At 72.9% G+C, this 18,449-nt stretch carries 15 protein-coding genes and 1 tRNA gene; 14 read left to right on the forward strand and 2 right to left on the reverse strand.

The window, feature by feature from the left end:
* Positions 1 to 90 precede the first annotated feature (90 nt).
* The 11 genes from acpS (at position 91) to WME79_RS01730 (ending at position 10,327) form a co-directional block, all read left to right on the forward strand.
* Positions 91 to 582, forward strand: a complete 492-nt coding sequence (gene acpS, locus WME79_RS01680) for a holo-ACP synthase (RefSeq protein WP_437531232.1) — start codon at positions 91 to 93, stop codon at positions 580 to 582.
* Positions 579 to 2,375 carry an NAD(P)H-hydrate dehydratase gene (locus WME79_RS01685; RefSeq protein ID WP_437531233.1) on the forward strand — a complete coding sequence of 599 codons (1,797 nt, stop codon included), beginning with the start codon at positions 579 to 581 and terminating at the stop codon, positions 2,373 to 2,375. Before acpS ends, WME79_RS01685 begins: the two co-directional genes overlap by 4 nt.
* 225 nt (positions 2,376 to 2,600) lie before the next feature.
* Positions 2,601 to 3,278, forward strand: coding sequence for an RNA polymerase sigma factor (locus WME79_RS01690; RefSeq protein ID WP_437531234.1), 678 nt, complete (start codon positions 2,601 to 2,603; stop codon positions 3,276 to 3,278).
* A gap of 218 nt (positions 3,279 to 3,496) precedes the next feature.
* Positions 3,497 to 4,840: an NAD(P)/FAD-dependent oxidoreductase gene (locus tag WME79_RS01695; protein WP_437531235.1), complete on the forward strand. Its 1,344-nt coding sequence runs from the start codon at positions 3,497 to 3,499 to the stop codon at positions 4,838 to 4,840.
* Positions 4,841 to 4,899: 59 nt separating this feature from the next.
* Complete coding sequence (locus WME79_RS01700) at positions 4,900 to 5,574, forward strand: helix-turn-helix domain-containing protein (protein ID WP_437531236.1); 675 nt, start codon at positions 4,900 to 4,902, stop codon at positions 5,572 to 5,574.
* A gap of 159 nt (positions 5,575 to 5,733) precedes the next feature.
* Positions 5,734 to 6,057, forward strand: coding sequence for a DUF2325 domain-containing protein (locus tag WME79_RS01705; RefSeq protein WP_437531237.1), 324 nt, complete (start codon positions 5,734 to 5,736; stop codon positions 6,055 to 6,057).
* Between the two features lie 35 nt (positions 6,058 to 6,092).
* Positions 6,093 to 7,118: a sulfate ABC transporter substrate-binding protein gene (locus WME79_RS01710; RefSeq protein WP_437539739.1), complete on the forward strand. Its 1,026-nt coding sequence runs from the start codon at positions 6,093 to 6,095 to the stop codon at positions 7,116 to 7,118.
* Positions 7,119 to 7,123: 5 nt separating this feature from the next.
* Complete coding sequence (cysT, locus tag WME79_RS01715) at positions 7,124 to 8,029, forward strand: sulfate ABC transporter permease subunit CysT (protein WP_437531238.1); 906 nt, start codon at positions 7,124 to 7,126, stop codon at positions 8,027 to 8,029.
* Positions 8,029 to 8,934, forward strand: a complete 906-nt coding sequence (cysW, locus tag WME79_RS01720; RefSeq protein ID WP_437531239.1) for a sulfate ABC transporter permease subunit CysW — start codon at positions 8,029 to 8,031, stop codon at positions 8,932 to 8,934. The genes cysT and cysW overlap by 1 nt, the downstream gene beginning before the upstream one ends.
* Before the next feature lie 289 nt (positions 8,935 to 9,223).
* On the forward strand, positions 9,224 to 10,024 hold the full coding sequence (locus WME79_RS01725) for a hypothetical protein (RefSeq protein ID WP_437531240.1): 801 nt from the start codon (positions 9,224 to 9,226) through the stop codon (positions 10,022 to 10,024).
* 231 nt (positions 10,025 to 10,255) lie between these two features.
* Positions 10,256 to 10,327, forward strand: a tRNA-Cys gene (locus tag WME79_RS01730).
* Between the two features lie 172 nt (positions 10,328 to 10,499).
* Here the strand turns inward: WME79_RS01730 and WME79_RS01735 are convergent.
* Complete coding sequence (locus tag WME79_RS01735; protein ID WP_437531241.1) at positions 10,500 to 10,910, reverse strand: SET domain-containing protein; 411 nt, start codon at positions 10,908 to 10,910, stop codon at positions 10,500 to 10,502.
* Between the two features lie 279 nt (positions 10,911 to 11,189).
* On the opposite strand from WME79_RS01735, the gene WME79_RS01740 reads away from it, so the two are divergent.
* The 3 genes from WME79_RS01740 to WME79_RS01750 all read left to right on the forward strand — a co-directional run bounded on the left by WME79_RS01740 (position 11,190) and on the right by WME79_RS01750 (position 14,758).
* The gene (locus WME79_RS01740) at positions 11,190 to 13,787 is read left to right on the forward strand and encodes a penicillin-binding protein 1A (protein ID WP_437531242.1); all 2,598 of its coding nucleotides are present in this window, start codon (positions 11,190 to 11,192) and stop codon (positions 13,785 to 13,787) included.
* A 144-nt stretch (positions 13,788 to 13,931) separates the two neighbouring features.
* Positions 13,932 to 14,294, forward strand: a complete 363-nt coding sequence (locus WME79_RS01745; protein ID WP_437531243.1) for a c-type cytochrome — start codon at positions 13,932 to 13,934, stop codon at positions 14,292 to 14,294.
* Positions 14,291 to 14,758, forward strand: coding sequence for a hypothetical protein (locus WME79_RS01750; RefSeq protein ID WP_437531244.1), 468 nt, complete (start codon positions 14,291 to 14,293; stop codon positions 14,756 to 14,758). Before WME79_RS01745 ends, WME79_RS01750 begins: the two co-directional genes overlap by 4 nt.
* 55 nt (positions 14,759 to 14,813) lie before the next feature.
* Here the strand turns inward: WME79_RS01750 and WME79_RS01755 are convergent, their stop codons facing one another.
* Complete coding sequence (locus WME79_RS01755) at positions 14,814 to 18,446, reverse strand: AAA family ATPase (protein ID WP_437531245.1); 3,633 nt, start codon at positions 18,444 to 18,446, stop codon at positions 14,814 to 14,816.
* Between the last annotated feature and the right edge of the window lie 3 nt (positions 18,447 to 18,449).

Below are 18,449 nucleotides of genomic sequence, written 5' to 3' on the forward strand. Positions count from 1 at the left end.
CGCCAATCGCGTCGCGGCGAGCGTCGCCTGCGGAGGCGCCGTGCAACCGCCGGCCGCCGACCCGGACGCTCGGTCGAGCGAGGGGGTCGTGTGATCCTCGGCATCGGCATCGACGTTTGCGGCATCGGACGTATGGAGGAGGCGCTCACGCGGTGGGGGGAGCGGTTCTGGGAGCGGGTGCTGTCCGAGCCGGAGCGCCGCTCGCTCGCGCACCGCGTGGACCGGGCGACGGCGCTCGCGGGCCGCTTCGCCGCGAAGGAGGCCGTGGTGAAGGCGATGGCCGGCGCGCCGGGCGTCAGCTGGCACCACCTGGAGGTGCGCGGCGCGCCGCGCATGCCGCCGACGATGGCCCTCCACGGCCCGGCGCGCGCGCTCGCCGAGCGCATGGGCGTCCAGCGGGTCCACCTGTCGATCACGCATGATGCAGGCGTGGCGGCGGCGGTGGCTATCCTGGAAGGGGACGGCGAGAGCCGATCCCCGACCAAAGCGGACGAGGACGGCGAGAGCCGATCCCCGACCGAAGCGGACGAGGACGGCGAGAGCCGATCCAGCCTGGACGACGAAGGGAAAGAGCGCTCGTGATTCCGGTCCTATCGCGCGCGCAGATGCGCGCCTTCGACAAACACGCGATCCACCAGTGCCACGTCCCCGGCGTGGTCCTCATGGAGAACGCCGGCCGCGGCGCTGCCGACGTGATCTCGGCGATCATCGAGGGGCGCAGCGCCGGGCGGCCCGGCGAGGCCGCGCACCGCGCGCCGCACCCGCCCGCGTCCGGCCTTTCACCCGCGCGGGCGTTCTGGCCGGCGACGTTGCCCTCCGGGGCGGGTCTCCGGGGCCGGCCCGGGAGCGTCCCGCCGCCGCCGAACGGCCGCCGCGACGCCGAGGAGGCCCGCGCCGCGCGCATCCGATCGTTCCCGGTGCGGCATGTCCCGAGCCCAGGGCAGCCCGCGACGTACCCCCTCCACGCCCGCGTCGTCGTCGTCTGCGGGGCCGGCAACAACGGCGGCGACGGCTTCGTCGTGGCGCGCCACCTCCTCGCCCGCGGCGCGGAGGTCCAGGTCTTCCTGGCCGCCCGGTCCGAGAAGGTCACCGGCGATAGCCGCATCAACCACGACGCGTACGTGGATCTCGGTGGCGCGTTGACCGAGCTCCCCCCGGGCGCGCCCCTCGCCCCGCTCGAGGTCGCGCTCGCGGGGGCCGACATCGTCGTCGACGCGATCTTCGGCACGGGCCTCGACCGCCCCATCGAGGGCCACCTCGCCGACGTCATCGGCGTCCTCAACACGGCGACCTGCCTCTGCATCGCGCTCGACGTGCCCTCGGGCCTCGACGCCGACAGCGGCGCGCCGCTCGGCGCCGCGGTGCAGGCCGACGAGACCGTCACCTTTGGCCACCTCAAGATCGGCCTGCTCACGCCCGAGGGCGCGCGGCTCGCGGGCAACGTCCACGTCGTCGATCTCGGGGTCCCGGACCGGCCGATCCTCGCCCAGGTGGGCCACGTCGCGGAGGTCCTCCGGAAGGAGACGATCGGCTCGTCGCTGCGCCCGCGCGAGACGAGCGTTTACAAGCACCAGGCGGGCAACGTGCTCGTCATCGCCGGCTCGCCGGGCAAGCTCGGCGCCGCGTTGCTGACCGCGCGCGCGGCGATGCGGACGGGCGCGGGCCTCGTGACGATCTGCACCTGGGCCGACACCGCGCGCGCGATGGAGTCGCGCGTCGTGGAGCTGATGACGACCTCGATCGATCCGGCCCGCATCGCGGCGTCGCTCGACGGCGCGCTCGCCGGGCGGCGGGCGGTCGCCATCGGCCCGGGCCTCGGCCTCGACGAGCGGGCGCGGGCCGCGGTGGATCACGTCGTGCTCGGCTGGGACGGCCTGAAGGTAGTCGACGCGGACGCCCTGACGCACTTCGTGGGCCGCCCGGAGGCGCTCGCTACCGCGCGCGGGAGCCTCATCCTGACGCCGCACTCCGGCGAGCTCGGGCGGCTCCTGGGCCGCAGCGCTCGGGCCGTCGAGGAGGACCGCTTCGGCGCGGTGCGCGAGGCCGTGGCGCTCACCCGGGCGATCGTCGTGCTCAAGGGGGCGCGCACGGTCATCGCGCTCCCGGACGGCCGCATGTTCATCTGCATGGCGGGCAACCCCGCGCTCGCCACCGCCGGCTCGGGCGACGTCCTGACCGGGATGATCGCGGCCCTCCTGTGCTCGATGGATCCCTCCGCCGCGGCGAGCGCCGGGGTGCTGATTCACGCGCTCGCCGGGGATGTGTGGCGCGCGCAGACGGGCAGCGATCGGGGGCTGCTCGCGGGCGAGATCGCCGAGCTGGTCCCGGGCCTGATCGCCGCGCTGGTCGCCGGGAGCGACCCGCTCTCGACGTGACGCGAGCGCCTGCTCCGCGCCCCGCCCAGCGCCCGTGCGGGTGGGGCCGCCGGCCCGGGCGCGCCGCAGGTCGGCTCGCCACCCTGGCGCGCCCGTTCTCCCTGCTGTCGATTTGACACGCGCCCGCGTGTCTCCGCCCGCGCCGTTCAGCGTGATTTGCGGCCTTCGTGAGGTCCGCGCGGTGGCACCTGCCTTGCCAGTGCCGGTACGCAGGAGGTCCCCGCCATGCTCGTCCACGCCGCCCATGCCCCCGCCCGGTCCTCGAATCCAGCGCCGCCGTCGCCCGGCGCGGCGCGCGCGCTCGGGCGCGGGCCGTCCTTCGGCGCGGCGCGGACGGCGCCCGGACAGGGGCCGCGGGGAGCGGTCGACGAGCTGCTCCGGGGCCTTGTCGAAATGACACCGGAGCTCTTCGGCCGCGCGCTGCGGCTCTCCCGGACGCCCGCGACGGCCGAGGACCTCGTGCAGGACACGGTGGAGCGCGCGATCCGGTTCGCGGGGAGCTACGAGCCCGGGACCAACCTGCGGGCGTGGGTGCACCAGATCCTCTTCAGCGTCTTCATCACCCGCTGCCGGCGCAGCCGTCGCGAGCGCAACGCCCTCGACGTGCTCGCGACCGACCCGTGCGCGTGGACCGCGCCGGAGCGCTGCGCCGACATGCACGCCCTTTCGCCCGGCGTGCGGCGCGCGCTCGCGACGCTCCCGCCGACCTTCCGTGACACCCTGGTGCTCGTGGACCTCGAGGAGATGTCTTACAAGGACGCAGCGACGCGGCTGGGCGTCCCGGTCGGCACCGTCATGAGCCGCCTGCACCGCGGCCGGAAGCTGCTCGCCGAGGTGCTGCAGGGCGAAGCGCCGGACGGCAAGACCGAGGCGAGGAGCGACGTGAAGGCCGCGGCCGCGTGAGCGATCGCGGCGGCGATCTCCGTCGCCCGCGACCGGGCATCACGTCGCCCCTGCGCTGCGCTTCTGCGGCCCGATTCGCCGTCGCAACGAGGGCTCTGGCGGCCGCCTGCGCGCCGCGCCTGTCTGCCGCGCTCGCGCGCTGCGCCTGCTTGCCGCGGTGATCTGCGACCCCTACCATCGTCGTGCCACCGAGGAAGCGTTCCTCGCCAGGAGGCACCATGGCAACGACCGCGAGAGAGCCTCACGTCGTGATCGTCGGCGGAGGGTTCGGCGGCCTGAACGCGGCAAAGGCGCTCCGCGACGCGCCCGTCCGGGTCACCCTCATCGACAGGACCAATCACCACCTGTTCCAGCCGCTGCTCTATCAGGTGGCGACGGCCAGCCTCTCGCCGGCCGACATCGCGGTCCCGATCCGATCGGTCCTGTCGCGCCAGCGCAACGTCCGGGTCCTGCTCGGCGAGGTGACGGGCGTGGACCTCGCCGGCCGGCGCATCACCGTCGACGGCGACCCGCTGGACTACGACTTTCTGGTCCTCGCGGTCGGCGCGACGAACAACTACTTTGGCCACGAGGAGTGGGCCCGGTTCGCGCCGGCGCTCAAGAACCTCGACGAGGCGCTCACCATCCGCGAGCGCATGCTGCTCGCCTTCGAGGCCGCCGAGCGCGAGGAGGACCCCGCAGCGCGGCGGCGGCTGCTCACGTTCGTCGTCATCGGCGGCGGCGCCACGGGCGTCGAGATGGCCGGCGCCTTCGCCGAGCTCGCGCGCTACATCCTCGCGCGCGACTTCCGCTCCCTCGACCCCTCGCTCTCGCGGGTGCTGCTCGTCGAGATCGGCGCCCGCATCCTCCAGGCCTTCCCGGAGAGCCTCTCGGCGAGCGCCGAGGAGCAGCTCACGTCCCTCGGGGTCGAGGTCATCAAGGGGCGCCGCTTTCGCCGCATCGACGAGCACGGCCTGGAGTTCGAGGACGGCGAGCGCCTCCCCGCCGCGACCGTCATCTGGGCCGCGGGCGTCCGCGGCACCCCGCTCGCGCACGCGCTCGGCGTCGAGCTCGATCGCGTCGGCCGCGTGAAGGTCGGGCCGGACTGCTCCCTCCCCGGGCACCCGAACGTCTTCGCGATCGGCGACATGGCCATGCTCCGCGACCGGAACGGCGTCGACGTGCCCGGCCTCAGCCCTGCCGCGATCCAGGAGGGGCGCTTCGTCGCGCGCTGCATTCTCGACGATATCGAGCGCCGCCCGCGCGGGCAGTTCGCCTACCTCGACAAGGGGACGATGGCGACCATCGGCCGCTCGCGCGCCATTGCGAAGGTTGGGCGCCTGCAGATGTCGGGCATGCTCGCGTGGCTCGCCTGGCTGGCCGTCCACGTGCTGTTCCTTATCGGCTTCAGGAACCGCTTCACCGTCATGTTCGCGTGGATGTGGCAGTACATCACCTTCAAGCGCGGCGCCCGGCTCATCACCGGCCATACCTCGCCGGTGCTCCTGGCGGCGCCCGTGCCTTCGGTGCGTCGCCCGTCGCCCGCGAGTCCGGTCGCGGAGGTCGTCTCCGGCGGCCCCTGAGCGCGCCTTTCCCCCCGCTTGCTTGACGCGCGCCCTCCACCATGGCGGATACGCGTCCAGTGAAGGCACGCAGAGCCCAGACACCCGCGCGATCGGCGGCCGCCGAGCCGCCGTCCCCACCCCCGCCCCCGGCGAGCGAGCCTGGCGGGGACGACCCGGCGCTCGACGAGTCGTCGGACCTCACGCCGGTCGTCGCCTCCAACCTGAAGCGGTTCCGGGCCGAGCGGGGCCTGTCGCTCGAGCGCCTGGCGAAGGCGTCCGGGGTGAGCCGGGCGATGCTCGGGCAGATCGAGCTGGGCCAGAGCACGCCGACCATCAACGTCCTCTGGAAGATCGCGCGCGCCCTCGGGGTCCCCTTCTCGGCGCTGATGAGCCAGGCGACCTCGCCCGTCACGACCGTCATGCAGTCCTCGCACGCGCGCATCCTGCGTTCGCGCAACGGCGACTTCTCTTCCCGGGCGCTCTTCCCGATGGACCGGCCGCGCAACGTGGAGTTCTACGAGCTCCGCCTCGCGCCGCGCTCTGTCGAGCACGCCGACGCGCACGCCCCGGGCACAGCAGAGAACCTGGTCGTCACCGAGGGCTCGGTGGAGATCACCGTGGCCGGCGAGCGGCGCCTGCTCGAGACCGGCGACGCCATCCTGTTCGAGGCCGACAGCCCGCACAGCTACCGCAACCCGGGCAGCTCCGAGGCCGTCATGTACCTCGTCATGACCTACGGTTCGCGCGGGTAGCCCCGCCGCGTTTTCGGACCCCACCCGTCCAGTGTCCCTCCGGTATCCAAGACATGTCCTCCGTTATTTTGGCAGATCTCCCTTGCCTCCTCTGCTTTAGCGTGAGATATGTCCGTTATAGCGGCGGTCACCCGCTGCGAGGAGCAAGGAGGCGGAGCGATGCGGATCACCTGGATTGGTGGGTTGGATCGCAACCAGGCTCAGCTGGAGCGGATGGCGGTGCAGGCGGGGCACCATCTGGAGTTTCACACGGGCAACACGGGCGGCCGCGGGGCGGCCGAGCTGCGGGCGGCCATCGAGCGGGCCGATCTCGTGATCGTGCTGACCGACGTGAACAGCCACGGCGGCGTGCTCCTCGCCAAGAAGCTCTGCCAGAAGCTCGGCCGCGCGGCGTTCATGGCCCGGCGCTGCGGCGCCTCGCGCTTCCAGCAGCTGCTCGACGCGCTCGCGCAGCGGGAATCGCGTTATCTCGCGGCCGGATGAGGGAGCAAGGACGAGCGATGCGATGCTTGATGACGATGCTTTGTTGTGTGCTGGCGCTGGCGCTTTCGGCGTGCTCGAAGGGCGATGCGGCCGGCGCCTCGAAGTCGGGGTCGTTGCAGCTACTGAACGTCTCGTACGACCCCACGCGTGAGCTCTATGAAGAGGTGAACGCCGCCTTCGCGAAGCGCTGGAAGGAGCAGAGCGGACAGGACGTCACCATCAAGCAATCGCACGGCGGCTCGGGCAAGCAGGCCCGGTCGGTGATCGACGGGCTCGAGGCGGACGTGGTCACGCTGGCGCTCGCCTACGACGTCGATGCGGTCGCGTCCGCCGGGCTGATCAAGGAGGGATGGCAGGCGCGCCTCAAGGACAACAGCGCTCCTTACACGTCGACCATTGTCTTCCTGGTGCGCAAGGGCAACCCCAAGGGCATCAAGGACTGGGACGATCTCGTGAAGGAGGGCGTGGCGGTCATCACCCCGAACCCGAAGACCTCCGGCGGGGCGCGGTGGAACTACCTCGCCGCGTGGGGGTACGAGCTGAAGCGGACGGGCGGCGATGAGGCGAAGGCGAAGGATTTCGTCGGCCGGCTCTTCAAGAACGTGCCCGTCCTCGACACGGGGGCGCGCGGCTCCACCACGACGTTCGTCGAGCGTGGCCTCGGCGACGTCCTGATCGCCTGGGAGAACGAGGCGCTGCTCGCGGTGAAGCAGAGCGGGCAGAACGGTAAGGACAAGTTCGAGGTGATCGTGCCGTCGATCAGCATCCTCGCCGAGCCGCCTGTCACGGTGGTCGACAAGGTGGTCGACAAGCGCGGGACGAGGGCTGCGGCGGAGGCGTACCTCGCCTTCCTCTCCACGGAGGAGGGGCAGCGCATCGCAGTGAAGCACTTCTACCGCCCGCGTAACCCGACGATCCTCGCGGCGGCGGAGTCGGAGGGTGTCTTCCAGAAGGTGGCGCTCTTCTCGATTGACGACGTGTTCGGCGGGTGGCAAAAAGCCCAGAAGACGCACTTCTCCGACAGCGGCGTCTTCGACCAGATCTACCAGGCCGGTAAGTAGACTTCGTGGCTATCCTCTGGCGGCGACAGAGCGTTCTGCCCGGCTTCGGGCTGGCGATGGGGATTACGGTAACGTACCTGTCGCTGCTCGTGCTTGTCCCGCTGTCGATGATCTTCCTCAAGACAGCGACGCTCCAGCCCGCAGAGATCTGGGCCGTGGTGACCTCGCCGCGCGCCGTCGCCTCCTTGAAGATGAGCTTTTCCGCGTCGCTCATCGCGGCGGGCATCAACGCGGTCTTCGGCGTCCTCGTGGCGTGGGTGCTCGTGCGCTACAGCTTCCCGGGCAAGTCGATCGTCGACGCGCTCGTCGACCTGCCCTTCGCGCTCCCGACGGCGGTCGGTGGCATCGCGCTCACGGCCATCTATGCGCAGCAGGGGTGGGTCGGTCGGTTCCTGTACCCGCTCGGGATCCAGAGCGCGTTCAGCCGCCTGGGCGTCGTCATTGCGCTCACCTTCGTGGGGCTCCCGTTCGTCGTGCGGACCGTCCAGCCGGTGATGGAGGAGCTCGAGGTCGACCAGGAAGAGGCGGCGGCGTCGCTCGGCGCGGGCCGCTTCGAGATCTTCCGTCGCATCCTCCTGCCCGCGCTCTGGCCATCGATCCTCACCGGGTTCGCGATGTCGTTCGCGAGGGCGTTCGGCGAGTACGGGTCGGTCGTGTTCATCTCCGGGAACATGCCCCTCAAGACGGAGATCGCGCCGCTCGTCATCATGACCAAGCTCGAGCAGTACGACTACGCGGGCGCGACGGCGCTCGCGCTCGTGATGCTGCTCTGCTCCTTCGTGCTCCTCTTCCTGATCAACCGACTCCAGTCCTGGAGCGGCGCGCGCGGGTCGTCGCGGAGCCCTGTCGAAGCGCCCCAGCCCGCGCCCGAGCGGCCCTCGGGGGCCAGAGCGTCCGGGGTCGCGTCGTAATGGCTGGCGCGGCCGGCAAGCTGCGGGTCAGGTCGCGCGGGGCGGTGCGCGGCGCGACGTCCGAGCCCCCGCTGGTGCGCTGGGCGCTGACGGCGGCGGCGCTCGCGTTCCTCGGGTTCTTCCTCTTCCTGCCGGTCGTGGCGGTGTTCATCGAGGCGTTGAAGGACGGCCTCGGGGGGTACTGGCGGGCGATCACCGCGCCGGACGCCATCGCCGCCATCGAGCTGACGCTGACGACCGCGATCATCGCCGTGCCGCTCAACCTCGTCTTCGGCGTGGCCGCGGCCTGGGCGATCGCGCGCTTCGAGTTCACGGGAAAGAGCCTGCTCGTCACGCTCATCGATCTGCCGTTCGCGGTCTCGCCGGTGATCTCCGGCATGATCTTCGTCCTGCTCTTCGGGGCGCAAGGGGTGCTGGGCCCCTGGCTCATCGACCACGACCTCCGGGTCATCTTCGACCGTCCGGGGATCATCCTCGCGACGACGTTCGTGACGTTCCCGTTCGTCGCGCGCGAGCTCATCCCGTTCCTGGAGAGCCAGGGGGCCGACGAGGAGCACGCGGCGCTTTCGCTCGGCGCGAGCGGGTGGAGCATGTTCTTCCGCATCACCCTCCCCAACGCGAAGTGGGGCCTGCTCTACGGCGTGGTGCTCTGCAACGCGCGGGCGATGGGCGAGTTCGGCGCGGTGTCGGTCGTCTCCGGGCATATCCGGGGGCAGACCAACACCATGCCGCTGCACGTCGAGGTGCTCTACAACGAGTTCCACTTCTCGGCGGCGTTCGCCGTCGCCTCGTTGCTCGTCCTGCTCGCGCTCCTGACGCTCGTGGCGAAGCGCCTTATCGAGTACCGGGCGCAGCGAGACGCCGCTCCGGAGATCGACCCGGCGGCGAAGGCCGGCGTGGGCTGACGCGCGCGCTCGCGTCGGACAGAGCGCGCGCTCTGTCCAGCGCTCGCGCAGGACAGAGCGTGCGCGGAGGAGCGAGGGCCGCTGGAGGACTCGGCACGAGCGGCACGAGCGGGAGCGCCGGGGACACGGCGCTTCCCTGGAATCACCGTTGCGCGGGAGAACGGATGGCGCGCGGAGAACAGCAGATCCCGGCGCTTCGACGCGCGTGAGCGCCGCGAGATGTGCGCTGTCGGGGCGCGCCCAACTTGCGATTGGCCCCCTGCGCTCCAGGTTCGAGGGAGGGGTCACCATGCGGTTCTTGGAAGCGGTGGGGCGTGTGATCGGGGGAGCGCTGTCTCCCCTCGCCGTGGGAGGCAGCTTTGTCCGGAGAGCGAGGCTGTTCCATCCCGACGGCGTGGTCTACTGCGCGGGGGTGAAGGCGCTCGCGGCGGAGGGCGAGGTCGGCGCGCTGGCGCAGCGGCTGGCGGGGCCGGCGCTCGTGCGGCTCTCGGGCGGGATGTGGCGGTGGCGGGACGGCAAGGGCGAGCGGCGTCCGGACGTGCTGGGGGTCGCGGTGCGCTTCCGGACCAGCGAAGAGGTGACGCCGGCCGCGAGCGCCGGTGATCAGGACCTCATCTTCGTGAGCGCGCGCCGATTCTTGCTGCTCCCGATCGCCCTCTTCACGACGAAGAGGCACGATTTCCTGGACAACGACTACTACGCGCTGGCGCGGTTCGACGTGGCCGGCTTCGGTCGCGCGGAGTTCCGCCTGGTGCCGATGCACGTGTCGGTGGTGAAAGGCAACCGCCGGGAGAAGCTGGAGCGCGCGGCTGCGGCGGGGCTCGCGCTGCTGCGCCTCGAGGTGAGGCGAGGGGGCTCGCGCGCGCGGTGGATGGCAGTGGCCGATATGGAGCTGTACGAGCCGGTGGACATCGACCAGCGCGCCCTCCGCTTCAACCCGTTCCAGACGGGGAAGGGGATCGTGCCGCGCGGGCTGCTCCAGGCGACGCGGCGGGCGGTCTACACGGCCAGCTACATCGGGCGAGCCCTGGGGGGGCGGGAGAGGGTGCCGCGCGCGCGAAGGGCGCGGCGCGGCGACGGGCGCGAATAGTAAGCAGCGCGGCGCGGATTTCTGGAGGGCTGCGGGGGGGAACGCGCCGGAGCCCCCCTCCGCCGGCTCCAGGATCGGAACGGGAGGGAGCTGGAAGAAACGACGACGGAACGAGCGCGGCGGAGCGCCGGCTGAAGCGAGAGCTCGGCCGCGTGAACGGAGGACGGGGAGATCAAAGGCGTTGACAGCCGGGCAGAGATGAGGCATGACCTCCCGCCGCTTCGAACAGTCGGTGAGGTAGCCAAGTGGTTAGGCAACGGTTTGCAAAACCGTTATACGCGGGTTCGAATCCCGTCCTCACCTCCGCAACGACGACAGTCCGGCCTGTGTGTTGTCCAGGCGTTGACCTGGATGCCGCTGCCGCAAGAGGCGAGCGCGGAGCGCCGGTGAGGCTGCCCGGCGGTCACCAGCGCGACGGTGTCGTCGATGTGAGCCGGAGCGATACGGCCGTGGCCGCGGCGCTGGCGTCCTCGCCTCAGCGAGGATCGAACCAGGTGTAGCCGTAGTCGAAGCAGAGCTCCTCGCCCGCCTGGATGTCGCGGAGCGCGGTGGCAGCCATCGAGTCCGGCACTGGACCGTCATCCATCGCGACGTTGGGTGTCGCCGAGTGGTTGTAGAGCGCGAGCAACCCCCACGCATACGCCTTCTCCCGCCCGGGCTCCTTCCCCCACGTGAACACGTGATGGAGCGCCTGGCAGCCGCGGTGCTCCTCGGTCTTCAGATCCGCGGCCGGGAAGCAGCTGACAGCGGCCCACTCGACGACGGTGCCCTTCGGCAGGAACCGGCGAGCGAAGACGCCCCGGCCCTTCCCGGGGATGCGGCGCCACACGACGTTCGGATGGAACTGGTTCTCGGCGATGAGGGCGTCGATTTCCTGGTCGGTCATGGCAGGCGCCACAGACGCTATCACGCCCCACCATCGCCGCGGCTGCTCGCGGGCAATTCCTTCGAGGACAAGGGGATGAGCTGCGAGCGGAACATCGATTGACCGGCGACAGACCGGCGCCCTCCGCGGCGCCCATCCTCGTGATACCGTGGCGCGGCAGGAACACCCCATCCGGGCGCCGCGGTGGCGCCGCTGGCACCGGCGCGCGGACGCATGGCCTCGGATCTCCCACGAAAACCCGCCGCGCCGCCTGAAGGACCCGGCCCACGATCCGCCCCGGTGGAGCCCACGCTCCCGCACGACGCGGGCGCGGCGAGCTCCGACCCGCCGCCGAGCGATCGCGCGCCGACGCGGCTCTGGTCGCCTCGAGGCCCCGCGCAGGCGCCGCCCCCGGAGCCTCCGCCCGCCGCGCCGCGCGCGACCCTCCCGTGGTCGTCTGGGCCGCTCCCGCCAGCGCCGCCGGGCCGCCGCGCGCCGGAGGAAACGCCGCGCCGAGCCCGCGATCTCGTCAGGGCAGCGCTCGATCACCCGCTGTGGGCGCGCGCGGGCGCGGCGCTCCGCGCGGCCTTCCAGCGGAAACCCCGGGCCGCCGGGCCCAGGCCGCCGCTCCGCGCCCAGCTCGCCCGCTGGGGCAAGCGGCTCGCGATCGCCCTCGCGTGCCTGCTCGTCGCCGCCGTGGTCGCGTTCTTCCTCGTCGTCCACCACTACGAGCGCGACCTGCCGACCACCGCGGAGCTCAAGAGCTACAACCCGCCGCAGGTGACGCGGTTCCTCGCGCGCGACGGCACCGTCATCGGCGAGCTCTTCGTCGAGCGCCGGACGCTCGTGCCCGTCATCGAGATCCCGCCGGTGATGAGCCTCGCGGCGCTCGCGGCCGAGGACGCCAGGTTCTACAAACACGACGGCCTCAATTACCTGGGCATGCTCCGCGCGCTGATCGTCAATCTGCGCTCGGCGGAGGCGCGCCAGGGCGGCAGCACGATCACCCAGCAGGTCGTGAAGAACGTGCTGCTCACGCACGAGCGCACGCTCGACCGGAAGATGCGCGAGCTCCTCCTCGCGCGCCGCATCGAGCAGGAGCTCACGAAGGACCAGATCCTCGAGCTCTACCTGAACCACATCTACTTCGGGCACGGGCGCTACGGGGTCGAGGAGGCGGCGCGGTTCTACTTCGGCAAGAGCGTCCGTCAGGTCACGCTGGCCGAGGCGGCGCTCCTCGCGGGCCTCGTGAAGGGGCCCTCCATCTACTCGCCGCGCGTGAACAAGGAGCGCGCCGAGAAGCGCCGCGCCTTCGTGCTCGGTCAGATGCGCGAGAAGCGCTTCCTGCCCGCGGCGCAGATCGACGCCGCGCTCGCGGAGCCGATCCGCCTCGCGCCCGAGCCGGAGCACCTGGACGAGCTCGCGCCCGAGGTTCTGGCCGAGGCCGAGCGCGCGCTGCGAAAGGCCGTCGGGCCCGACGCGAGGTACGGTGGCTACACGGTCGTGACGTCGATCGACCCGAAGATGCAGGCCGCGGCGCGCGCGGCGGTGCGCCAGAACCTCGACGCCTACGCCGCGCGGCACGGGCTCGTCGCGCCGTTCACCCGCGCCAAGGGGGATCCGGCGCCCTTCCAGGGCGCGCCCAAGGATGCGGGCCGCGCTTACCTCGGCGCGGTGACCGGCGCCGACGACGCGCGCGGCACGCTGGCCGTCCGCGTCGGCACGGCGCAGGGCACCGTCGATCTGCGCAAGGAGCGCCGGTACAACCCGCGCGGGCTCGCGCCGAGCCGCTTCGCCGAGGTCGGCAAGGTGCTGCGCGTGCGCTTCGAGGGCGACCCCGAGGCCGGCAAGCTCCGGCTCGACCTCGGGCCGCAGGGCGCGCTCATCGCGATCGACGCGCGCACGCGCGAGATCGTCGCGCTCGCCGGCGGCTACGAGGGCGCGCGCGGCGGCCTCGATCGGGCGAGCAACGCGCACCGCCAGCCAGGATCGACCTTCAAGGCGCTCGTCTACGGCTACGGCATCCACTCGCGCAAGCTCACGGCCGCGTCGATGCTCGAGACCGATCCGGCGGCGCTCGAGGGCTATCGGCCCGGCAACTACGACGAGAGCGAGGGGCAGAGCCCGAAGCGCCTGCGCGAGGCGCTCGCCCACAGCGTGAACGTGGCCGCGGTGTCGGCGCTCCGGGACGTCGGCCCCGAGGCCGTGGTCGCGTGGGCGCGCGAGCTCGGGATCACGTCGAAGCTCGGCGCCGACCTGTCCCTCGCGCTCGGCTCCTACGAGGTGACCCCGCGCGAGATGGCGGCCGCCTACGCGACGTTCGCCGCGGGCGGCGCGTACCAGGAGCCCGCCCTCGTGACGAAGATCACGGGCCCGCGCGGCGAGGCGCTGCCCCTGCCGGCGCGGCCCCCGCCCCGCCCTGTGATGACCGCGGCGGAGGCGTACATCACGACGGACCTGCTCACCTCGGTCGTGAAGGTCGGCACCGCGAAGCAGGCGCTCTCGCTGCGCCGGCCGATCGCCGGCAAGACCGGGACGACGAACGACGCGAGGGACGCGTGGTTCGTCGGCTACTCGACCGACATCGCGTGCGCCGTGTGGACCGGCTTCGACGACGCCGCGACGCTCGGCGCGCGCGAGGTGGGCAGCAGCGCCGCCCTGCCGGCCTTCGTGGCGTTCATGGAGAAGGCGCACGCGGGGCGGCCGGCGACCGACTTCCCGGAGCCGCTCGGGATCGTGCGCCTCGCGATCGACCCGGAGAGCGGGATGGCGGCGTTTCCTGGCCAGGAGGGCGCGGTGGAAGAGGTGTTCCTCGAGGGCACCGAGCCGACCGGCGTCGCGGTGCCGGACCCGGCTGCGATCGGGCAGGGGATCCTGGACCTCTTCAAGACGCAGTGACCGTCGCGACGCGACCGCGCTTCTTCGGTGCCTTGCGCCGCGGCCCCCAGCCCGGGCTGGCCGGGCGCGCGGCGCCCTGGTGAGCCTCGCAGCGCGACGCGGGCCCCACGCGGGCCATCGCGCGCTATGTTCCGGGCCGCCCGCATGAAGTGGTCGCCGATCCTCGCCGCCCTGCTCCTGCTCGTGGCCGCGTGCAAGAGGCCCGACCCCGCCGAGGAGGCGGTCGCGCTCTCGCCGCAGGCCGCGAAGGGCAAGGCCCTGTTCTCCACCCTCTGCGCGGCGTGCCACGCCCCCAGCGCCAAGCTGGTCGGCCCTCCGCTCAGCGAGATCGCAGGGCTCTACAGGACCGATCCCGCGGCCATCGTCCGCTGGGCCGTGACTCCGGGGCGAAAGCGCACCGACGTCCCCCCGATGCCCAGCTTCCGCGGCGTCCGGGAGTCGGATCTCGCCGACATCGCGCAGTACATCATCGAGGCCGGCACCGCGGCCGGAAAGCAGGGTCCATGATCTATTCGTTCGTCCTCGTCGCGCACTCGTGGCTGCGCTGGGTGGTCCTGCTGCTCGGGCTCCTGGCGCTCGCGCGGTCGGTCCGTGGCTGGGCCCAGCGCGGGCCGTGGACGGCGGCGGATCGCAAGGTCGGCGCGGCGTTCGTCGGCTCGCTCGACGCCCAGCTCCTCCTCGGCCTCTTGCTCTACACCGCGCTCAGCCCGCTCAGGCCCACGTCGATGGCCGCGCTGAAGGCCGCCATGCCCATCCCGGCGCTGCGCTTCTTCGCCGTCGAGCACATCTTCACCATGATCGTGGCGGTGGCGGTCGCCCACGTCGCCTGGGCCCGGGCGAAGCGAGCCCCGGACCCCACCGCGCAGCACCGGCGCCTGGCGCTCGGCGTCGTCTTCACGCTGCTCATCGTGCTCGCCGCCATCCCCTGGCCCTTCATGGCCTACGGCCGCCCGCTGCTCCGGCTGCCCTGAGAGGCCGCCCGCCGTCGCCTGCGCGTTCCCGGAGCAGCAGCCCGGGGCGCGCGGCTCACGCCACGTCCTCCCGGCTCATCCGGAGCAGCCACAGCGGCGCCAGCGCCTGCGACAGGCTCCGCACCAGCGACGACTCGGCATACCCCATCACGTAGTCCTCGATCTCGATCGGCGCGGTCGCGCCCGGGCGGCGCGGCGGGTCGAACCGGACCCGCCGCACCACCGGGAGGAGCTCGGCCGGGTTCGGCGGGAGCGCGCGCCCGCGCCGCGCCGCCTCGTCGAACGCCGCCTGCTGCTCGAGGTGCTCCCGGACCGCGCCCGCGGGCGAGAGGCCCGGCCGGGCCGGCAGGACGCGCACCCGCACCACCTCGGGGCCGCGCGAGAGCGACGTCCAGACGTGCGCGCCCGTCTCGAGCTCGAAGAAGTCCATCACGCACAGGCCCACGACGCTCAGGACGAGGAGCTCCGCCCCGCGCCCGGGGGCGGCGAGCATCGCCTCGAGCCCCGCCGCCCCGCGGCCCTGCTCGACCACGCGCGCGTGCCCGTCGCCGTCGGACGCGCGGCTGAGGGGCGCGCACGCCCACCCCTCCACCTCGCCCCCTGCCTCGCTGTAGGCGCGCGCGAGCGCCTCGAAGAGCCCCTCCTCGGGCTCGTCGCGCGCGCCGGCCGGCCCCTCGTCGAAGCGCGCCGCGCGGAGCAGCTCGATCAGGACCGCGTGCTGGCCCGGCTCGTCCACCTTGCGGAGCGCGCGCCGGAGCGCGTGGCCCTCCGCGATGCACTCCAGGACCTCCTGCTTCGCCGGCCGGCGCAGCGGGCCCGGCAGCTGGCGCCGGTGGAACAGGCGCACCCGGGAGCGGCTCCACTCGTCCTCGACCGTCACGTAGCCGAACCGCCGCACCTCCAGGTCGAAGTGCTGCTGCTCGTCGTCGTCGCCGCTCCGCCGCTGGACGAGGTCGATCCGCTCGCGGAACGCCTGGATCGCGCCGCGCATGGCGTCGAGGTTGTAGACCGCCTCCGCGTGCTCGTGCGCCTCGGGCCCCTCCGCGGCGGTCCGGCCGTGCTCCGCGAGGTGGTAGCGGATCCGCTCGGAGAGGCGCGCGAGGCCGTCGCTCCGATCGAGCACGTCGACGAACTCGAGCAGCGGCGAGAGCTCCGCCGTGAGCGCGCCGAGCGGCCTCGCCAGGAGCGGCGCGAGGGCCCACGCCGCGGCCGCGGGCTCGGCCTCCGCGAGCGCCTCGCGGTGCAGCGCAAACGTGGGGGACGCGGGTGATTCGGGTGACGCGGGTGACACGGGCGACTCGGGGGACGCAGGGCCGTCGCCGCGCGCGGTCGTGAAGATGCGGATCACTTGCATCGCCGCGGGCGCGCCGCGGGTGAGCGCGTCGCTCAGCAGCGAGCCGATCTCGTCCTCGATGAACCGCTTCACCGACCGGGCGCCGTCCTCGGCCACGAACGCCTCGCGCGCGATCCGCTCGGCCACGCCGGCGCCCCGGCGCACGAAGACGCTCCGCTCGGCGAGCCCGCGCCGGCCGAGCAGCCGGTCGAGCTCCTTCTCGGCCACCCGCACCGCCACCTCGGGCGTCAGCGGCCGGAACGGCACGACGCGATCGATCCGGTTGAACAGCTCCGGCGGGAAGAAGTCGCGCACCGCCCGCGCGACCTCCTGGGCCGACTCCTCCGCCATGGCGAGCGCCCGCGCCTCCGACAACCCCGCGCCGCCGAAGCCGACCAGCGCCCGCGATCGCGCGCCCAGGTTGGACGTCATCACCACCACCGCGTGGTGGAAGTGCGCGGGCCTCGCCGCCGCGTCCGTGAGCCGCCCGTCCTCGAAGAGCTGGAGCAAGAGGCCGTGCACCGACGGGTGCGCCTTCTCGATCTCGTCGAGCAGCACCAGCGAGAACGGCTGCTCCCGCACCCGCTGCGTCAGGAGCCCGTCGGGCGCGTAGCGATCGCCGACGAGCCGCGCCGGCGCGTCCGGGCCGCTCTGCTCGCTCATGTCGAAGCGGAGCAGGCGCGACGCGCTGCCGTAGATGAGCTCCGCCATGCACCTGGCGAGCTCGGTCTTGCCGGTCCCCGTCGGCCCGGTGAACAGGTACACGCCGTACGGGCGCCGAGGATCCACGAGGCCCGCCTTGATGCGCGCCACGAGGTCCGCCGCGGCGCGCACGGCCTCCGGCTGACCGATCACCCGCCGGCCGAGCTCTTCCTCCAGCGCGCCGGCGTCGAGCGGCTCGTCGCCACCCAGGAGGAGCCGCGGTACGCCGGTCTTCTGCGACAGGAGCCGCAGCACGTCCTGCGAGCCGACTGGCCGCGGCGCATGGCCGCGCGCCGTCCCCGGCTCCCCGGAGGGCGAGGGCGTCACGCCCGCGCGGACGACCTCGCGCAAGAGGTCGAGCGCCTTGCCCGGCAGCGCCTGCGCCGACAGGAGCGAGCCGCCGAGGTCGAGGATCGTCCGCAGCACGTACGGGCTCACGCGGGCGGCGTGGCGCTGCTCGAGCGCGCGGACCTCCCGCACCATGAGGCGGAACGTCTCGGAGGGCGTCGCCTCGGGGAGGAAGAGCGGCGTGAACAGGGCCGCGAACGACGGGGACTCCTGCTCGAGGAGGCGGAACGCCTCGGGGGAGCACTCGCCGACCATCACGATCTCGCGGCGGGAGAGCGGGCCGCGGAAGAAGTCGGCGAGCGAGCGCTCGCTCTCGCGCGACCTGCCGATCCGGCCGAAGTGGTGGAGGTCGTCGATGACAAGGATCGCGCCGCGGCTGCGCGCGTCCTCGACGAGCTCGACGCACCGCTTCTCCCAGTCGCCGAGGTGGCTCATCCCGGCGATGAGCCTGCGGCCGCTCACGGCGACGACGTCGCGGACGCGGTCGAGGTTCTTGTGCGCGCCGTACCCGTCGGCCGCGAGGAGGTCGACCACCGCCCGGTGGATCAGGGTCGTCTTGCCGCACCCCGGCGGGCCGACGACGACGACCGGCTGCGCCCTGCCCGCGCCGAGCAGCAGCGCGAGCTGCTCGCGCTGCGGCGATCGCGGCACGCCCGCGTCGAGATTGCCCTGGGCCGCGCGCTGCGTGAGGCTCACGCCGAGGTTCGGCAGGACCTTGAGGCCCCGGCGCTTCTTCCACCGGAACGCCGGATCGGCGCCGGTGTCGTCGTCGCCCGGTCGATCCGGCAGGTCCGCGAGCGCCGAGCGCGGGGCGCACGAGAACGACAGCGCCGTGATGCGCTCCTTGCCCCGGCTCCAGAGCCGCGCGATCTCGTCGTCGTCGAGCGCGGCCCACGCGACCTGGAACAGCGCGCGGAGCTGCTCGTCCAGCGGGAGATCCTCGCGGATCGGCGCGGCCTCGCCCTGGCGCGCGGGGTGGTAGGCGAAGACGATGCGCTCGTGCTCCGAGGCCCAGCGCGGCTCGAGCACGACGGGGCAGAGCCCGCTCACCTTGCGCCGCTCGGCGGTCCCGGAGAGCGTGAGCTCGAGGCGCACCTTCTCGAGCCGGATGCCGCGGGGAAACTCGAAGCGCGCGACCTCGGCCGCGCGCACCTTCTCGAAGACGGCCCTGAGCTCCTCGGTGAGCAGGCGCCGGACGCGCTCCGAGTGCCGCCCCTGGCGCGAGCGCGTGCTCGGGCCGAGGCCGAGCGTCACGCACTCGACGTTCGTGGTCCGCCGTTCGAAGAGCGGGATCGTGAAGTGCACGGC

The sequence above is a fragment of the Sorangium sp. So ce726 genome, assembly GCF_051521405.1.
In the GTDB taxonomy this organism is placed as follows: Bacteria; Myxococcota_A; Polyangia; order Polyangiales; family Polyangiaceae; genus Sorangium.

Coding starts and splice junctions, on each gene's coding strand:
- WME79_RS01690 (WP_437531234.1), top strand. CDS start 2,601: ATGCTCGTCCACGCCGCCCATGCCCCCGCCCGGTCCTCGAATCCAGCG.
- WME79_RS01695 (WP_437531235.1), top strand. CDS start 3,497: ATGGCAACGACCGCGAGAGAGCCTCACGTCGTGATCGTCGGCGGAGGG.
- WME79_RS01705 (WP_437531237.1), top strand. CDS start 5,734: ATGCGGATCACCTGGATTGGTGGGTTGGATCGCAACCAGGCTCAGCTG.
- WME79_RS01710 (WP_437539739.1), top strand. CDS start 6,093: ATGCTTTGTTGTGTGCTGGCGCTGGCGCTTTCGGCGTGCTCGAAGGGC.
- cysW (WP_437531239.1), top strand. CDS start 8,029: ATGGCTGGCGCGGCCGGCAAGCTGCGGGTCAGGTCGCGCGGGGCGGTG.
- WME79_RS01725 (WP_437531240.1), top strand. CDS start 9,224: ATGCGGTTCTTGGAAGCGGTGGGGCGTGTGATCGGGGGAGCGCTGTCT.
- WME79_RS01735 (WP_437531241.1), bottom strand. CDS start 10,910: ATGACCGACCAGGAAATCGACGCCCTCATCGCCGAGAACCAGTTCCAT.
- WME79_RS01745 (WP_437531243.1), top strand. CDS start 13,932: ATGAAGTGGTCGCCGATCCTCGCCGCCCTGCTCCTGCTCGTGGCCGCG.
- WME79_RS01750 (WP_437531244.1), top strand. CDS start 14,291: ATGATCTATTCGTTCGTCCTCGTCGCGCACTCGTGGCTGCGCTGGGTG.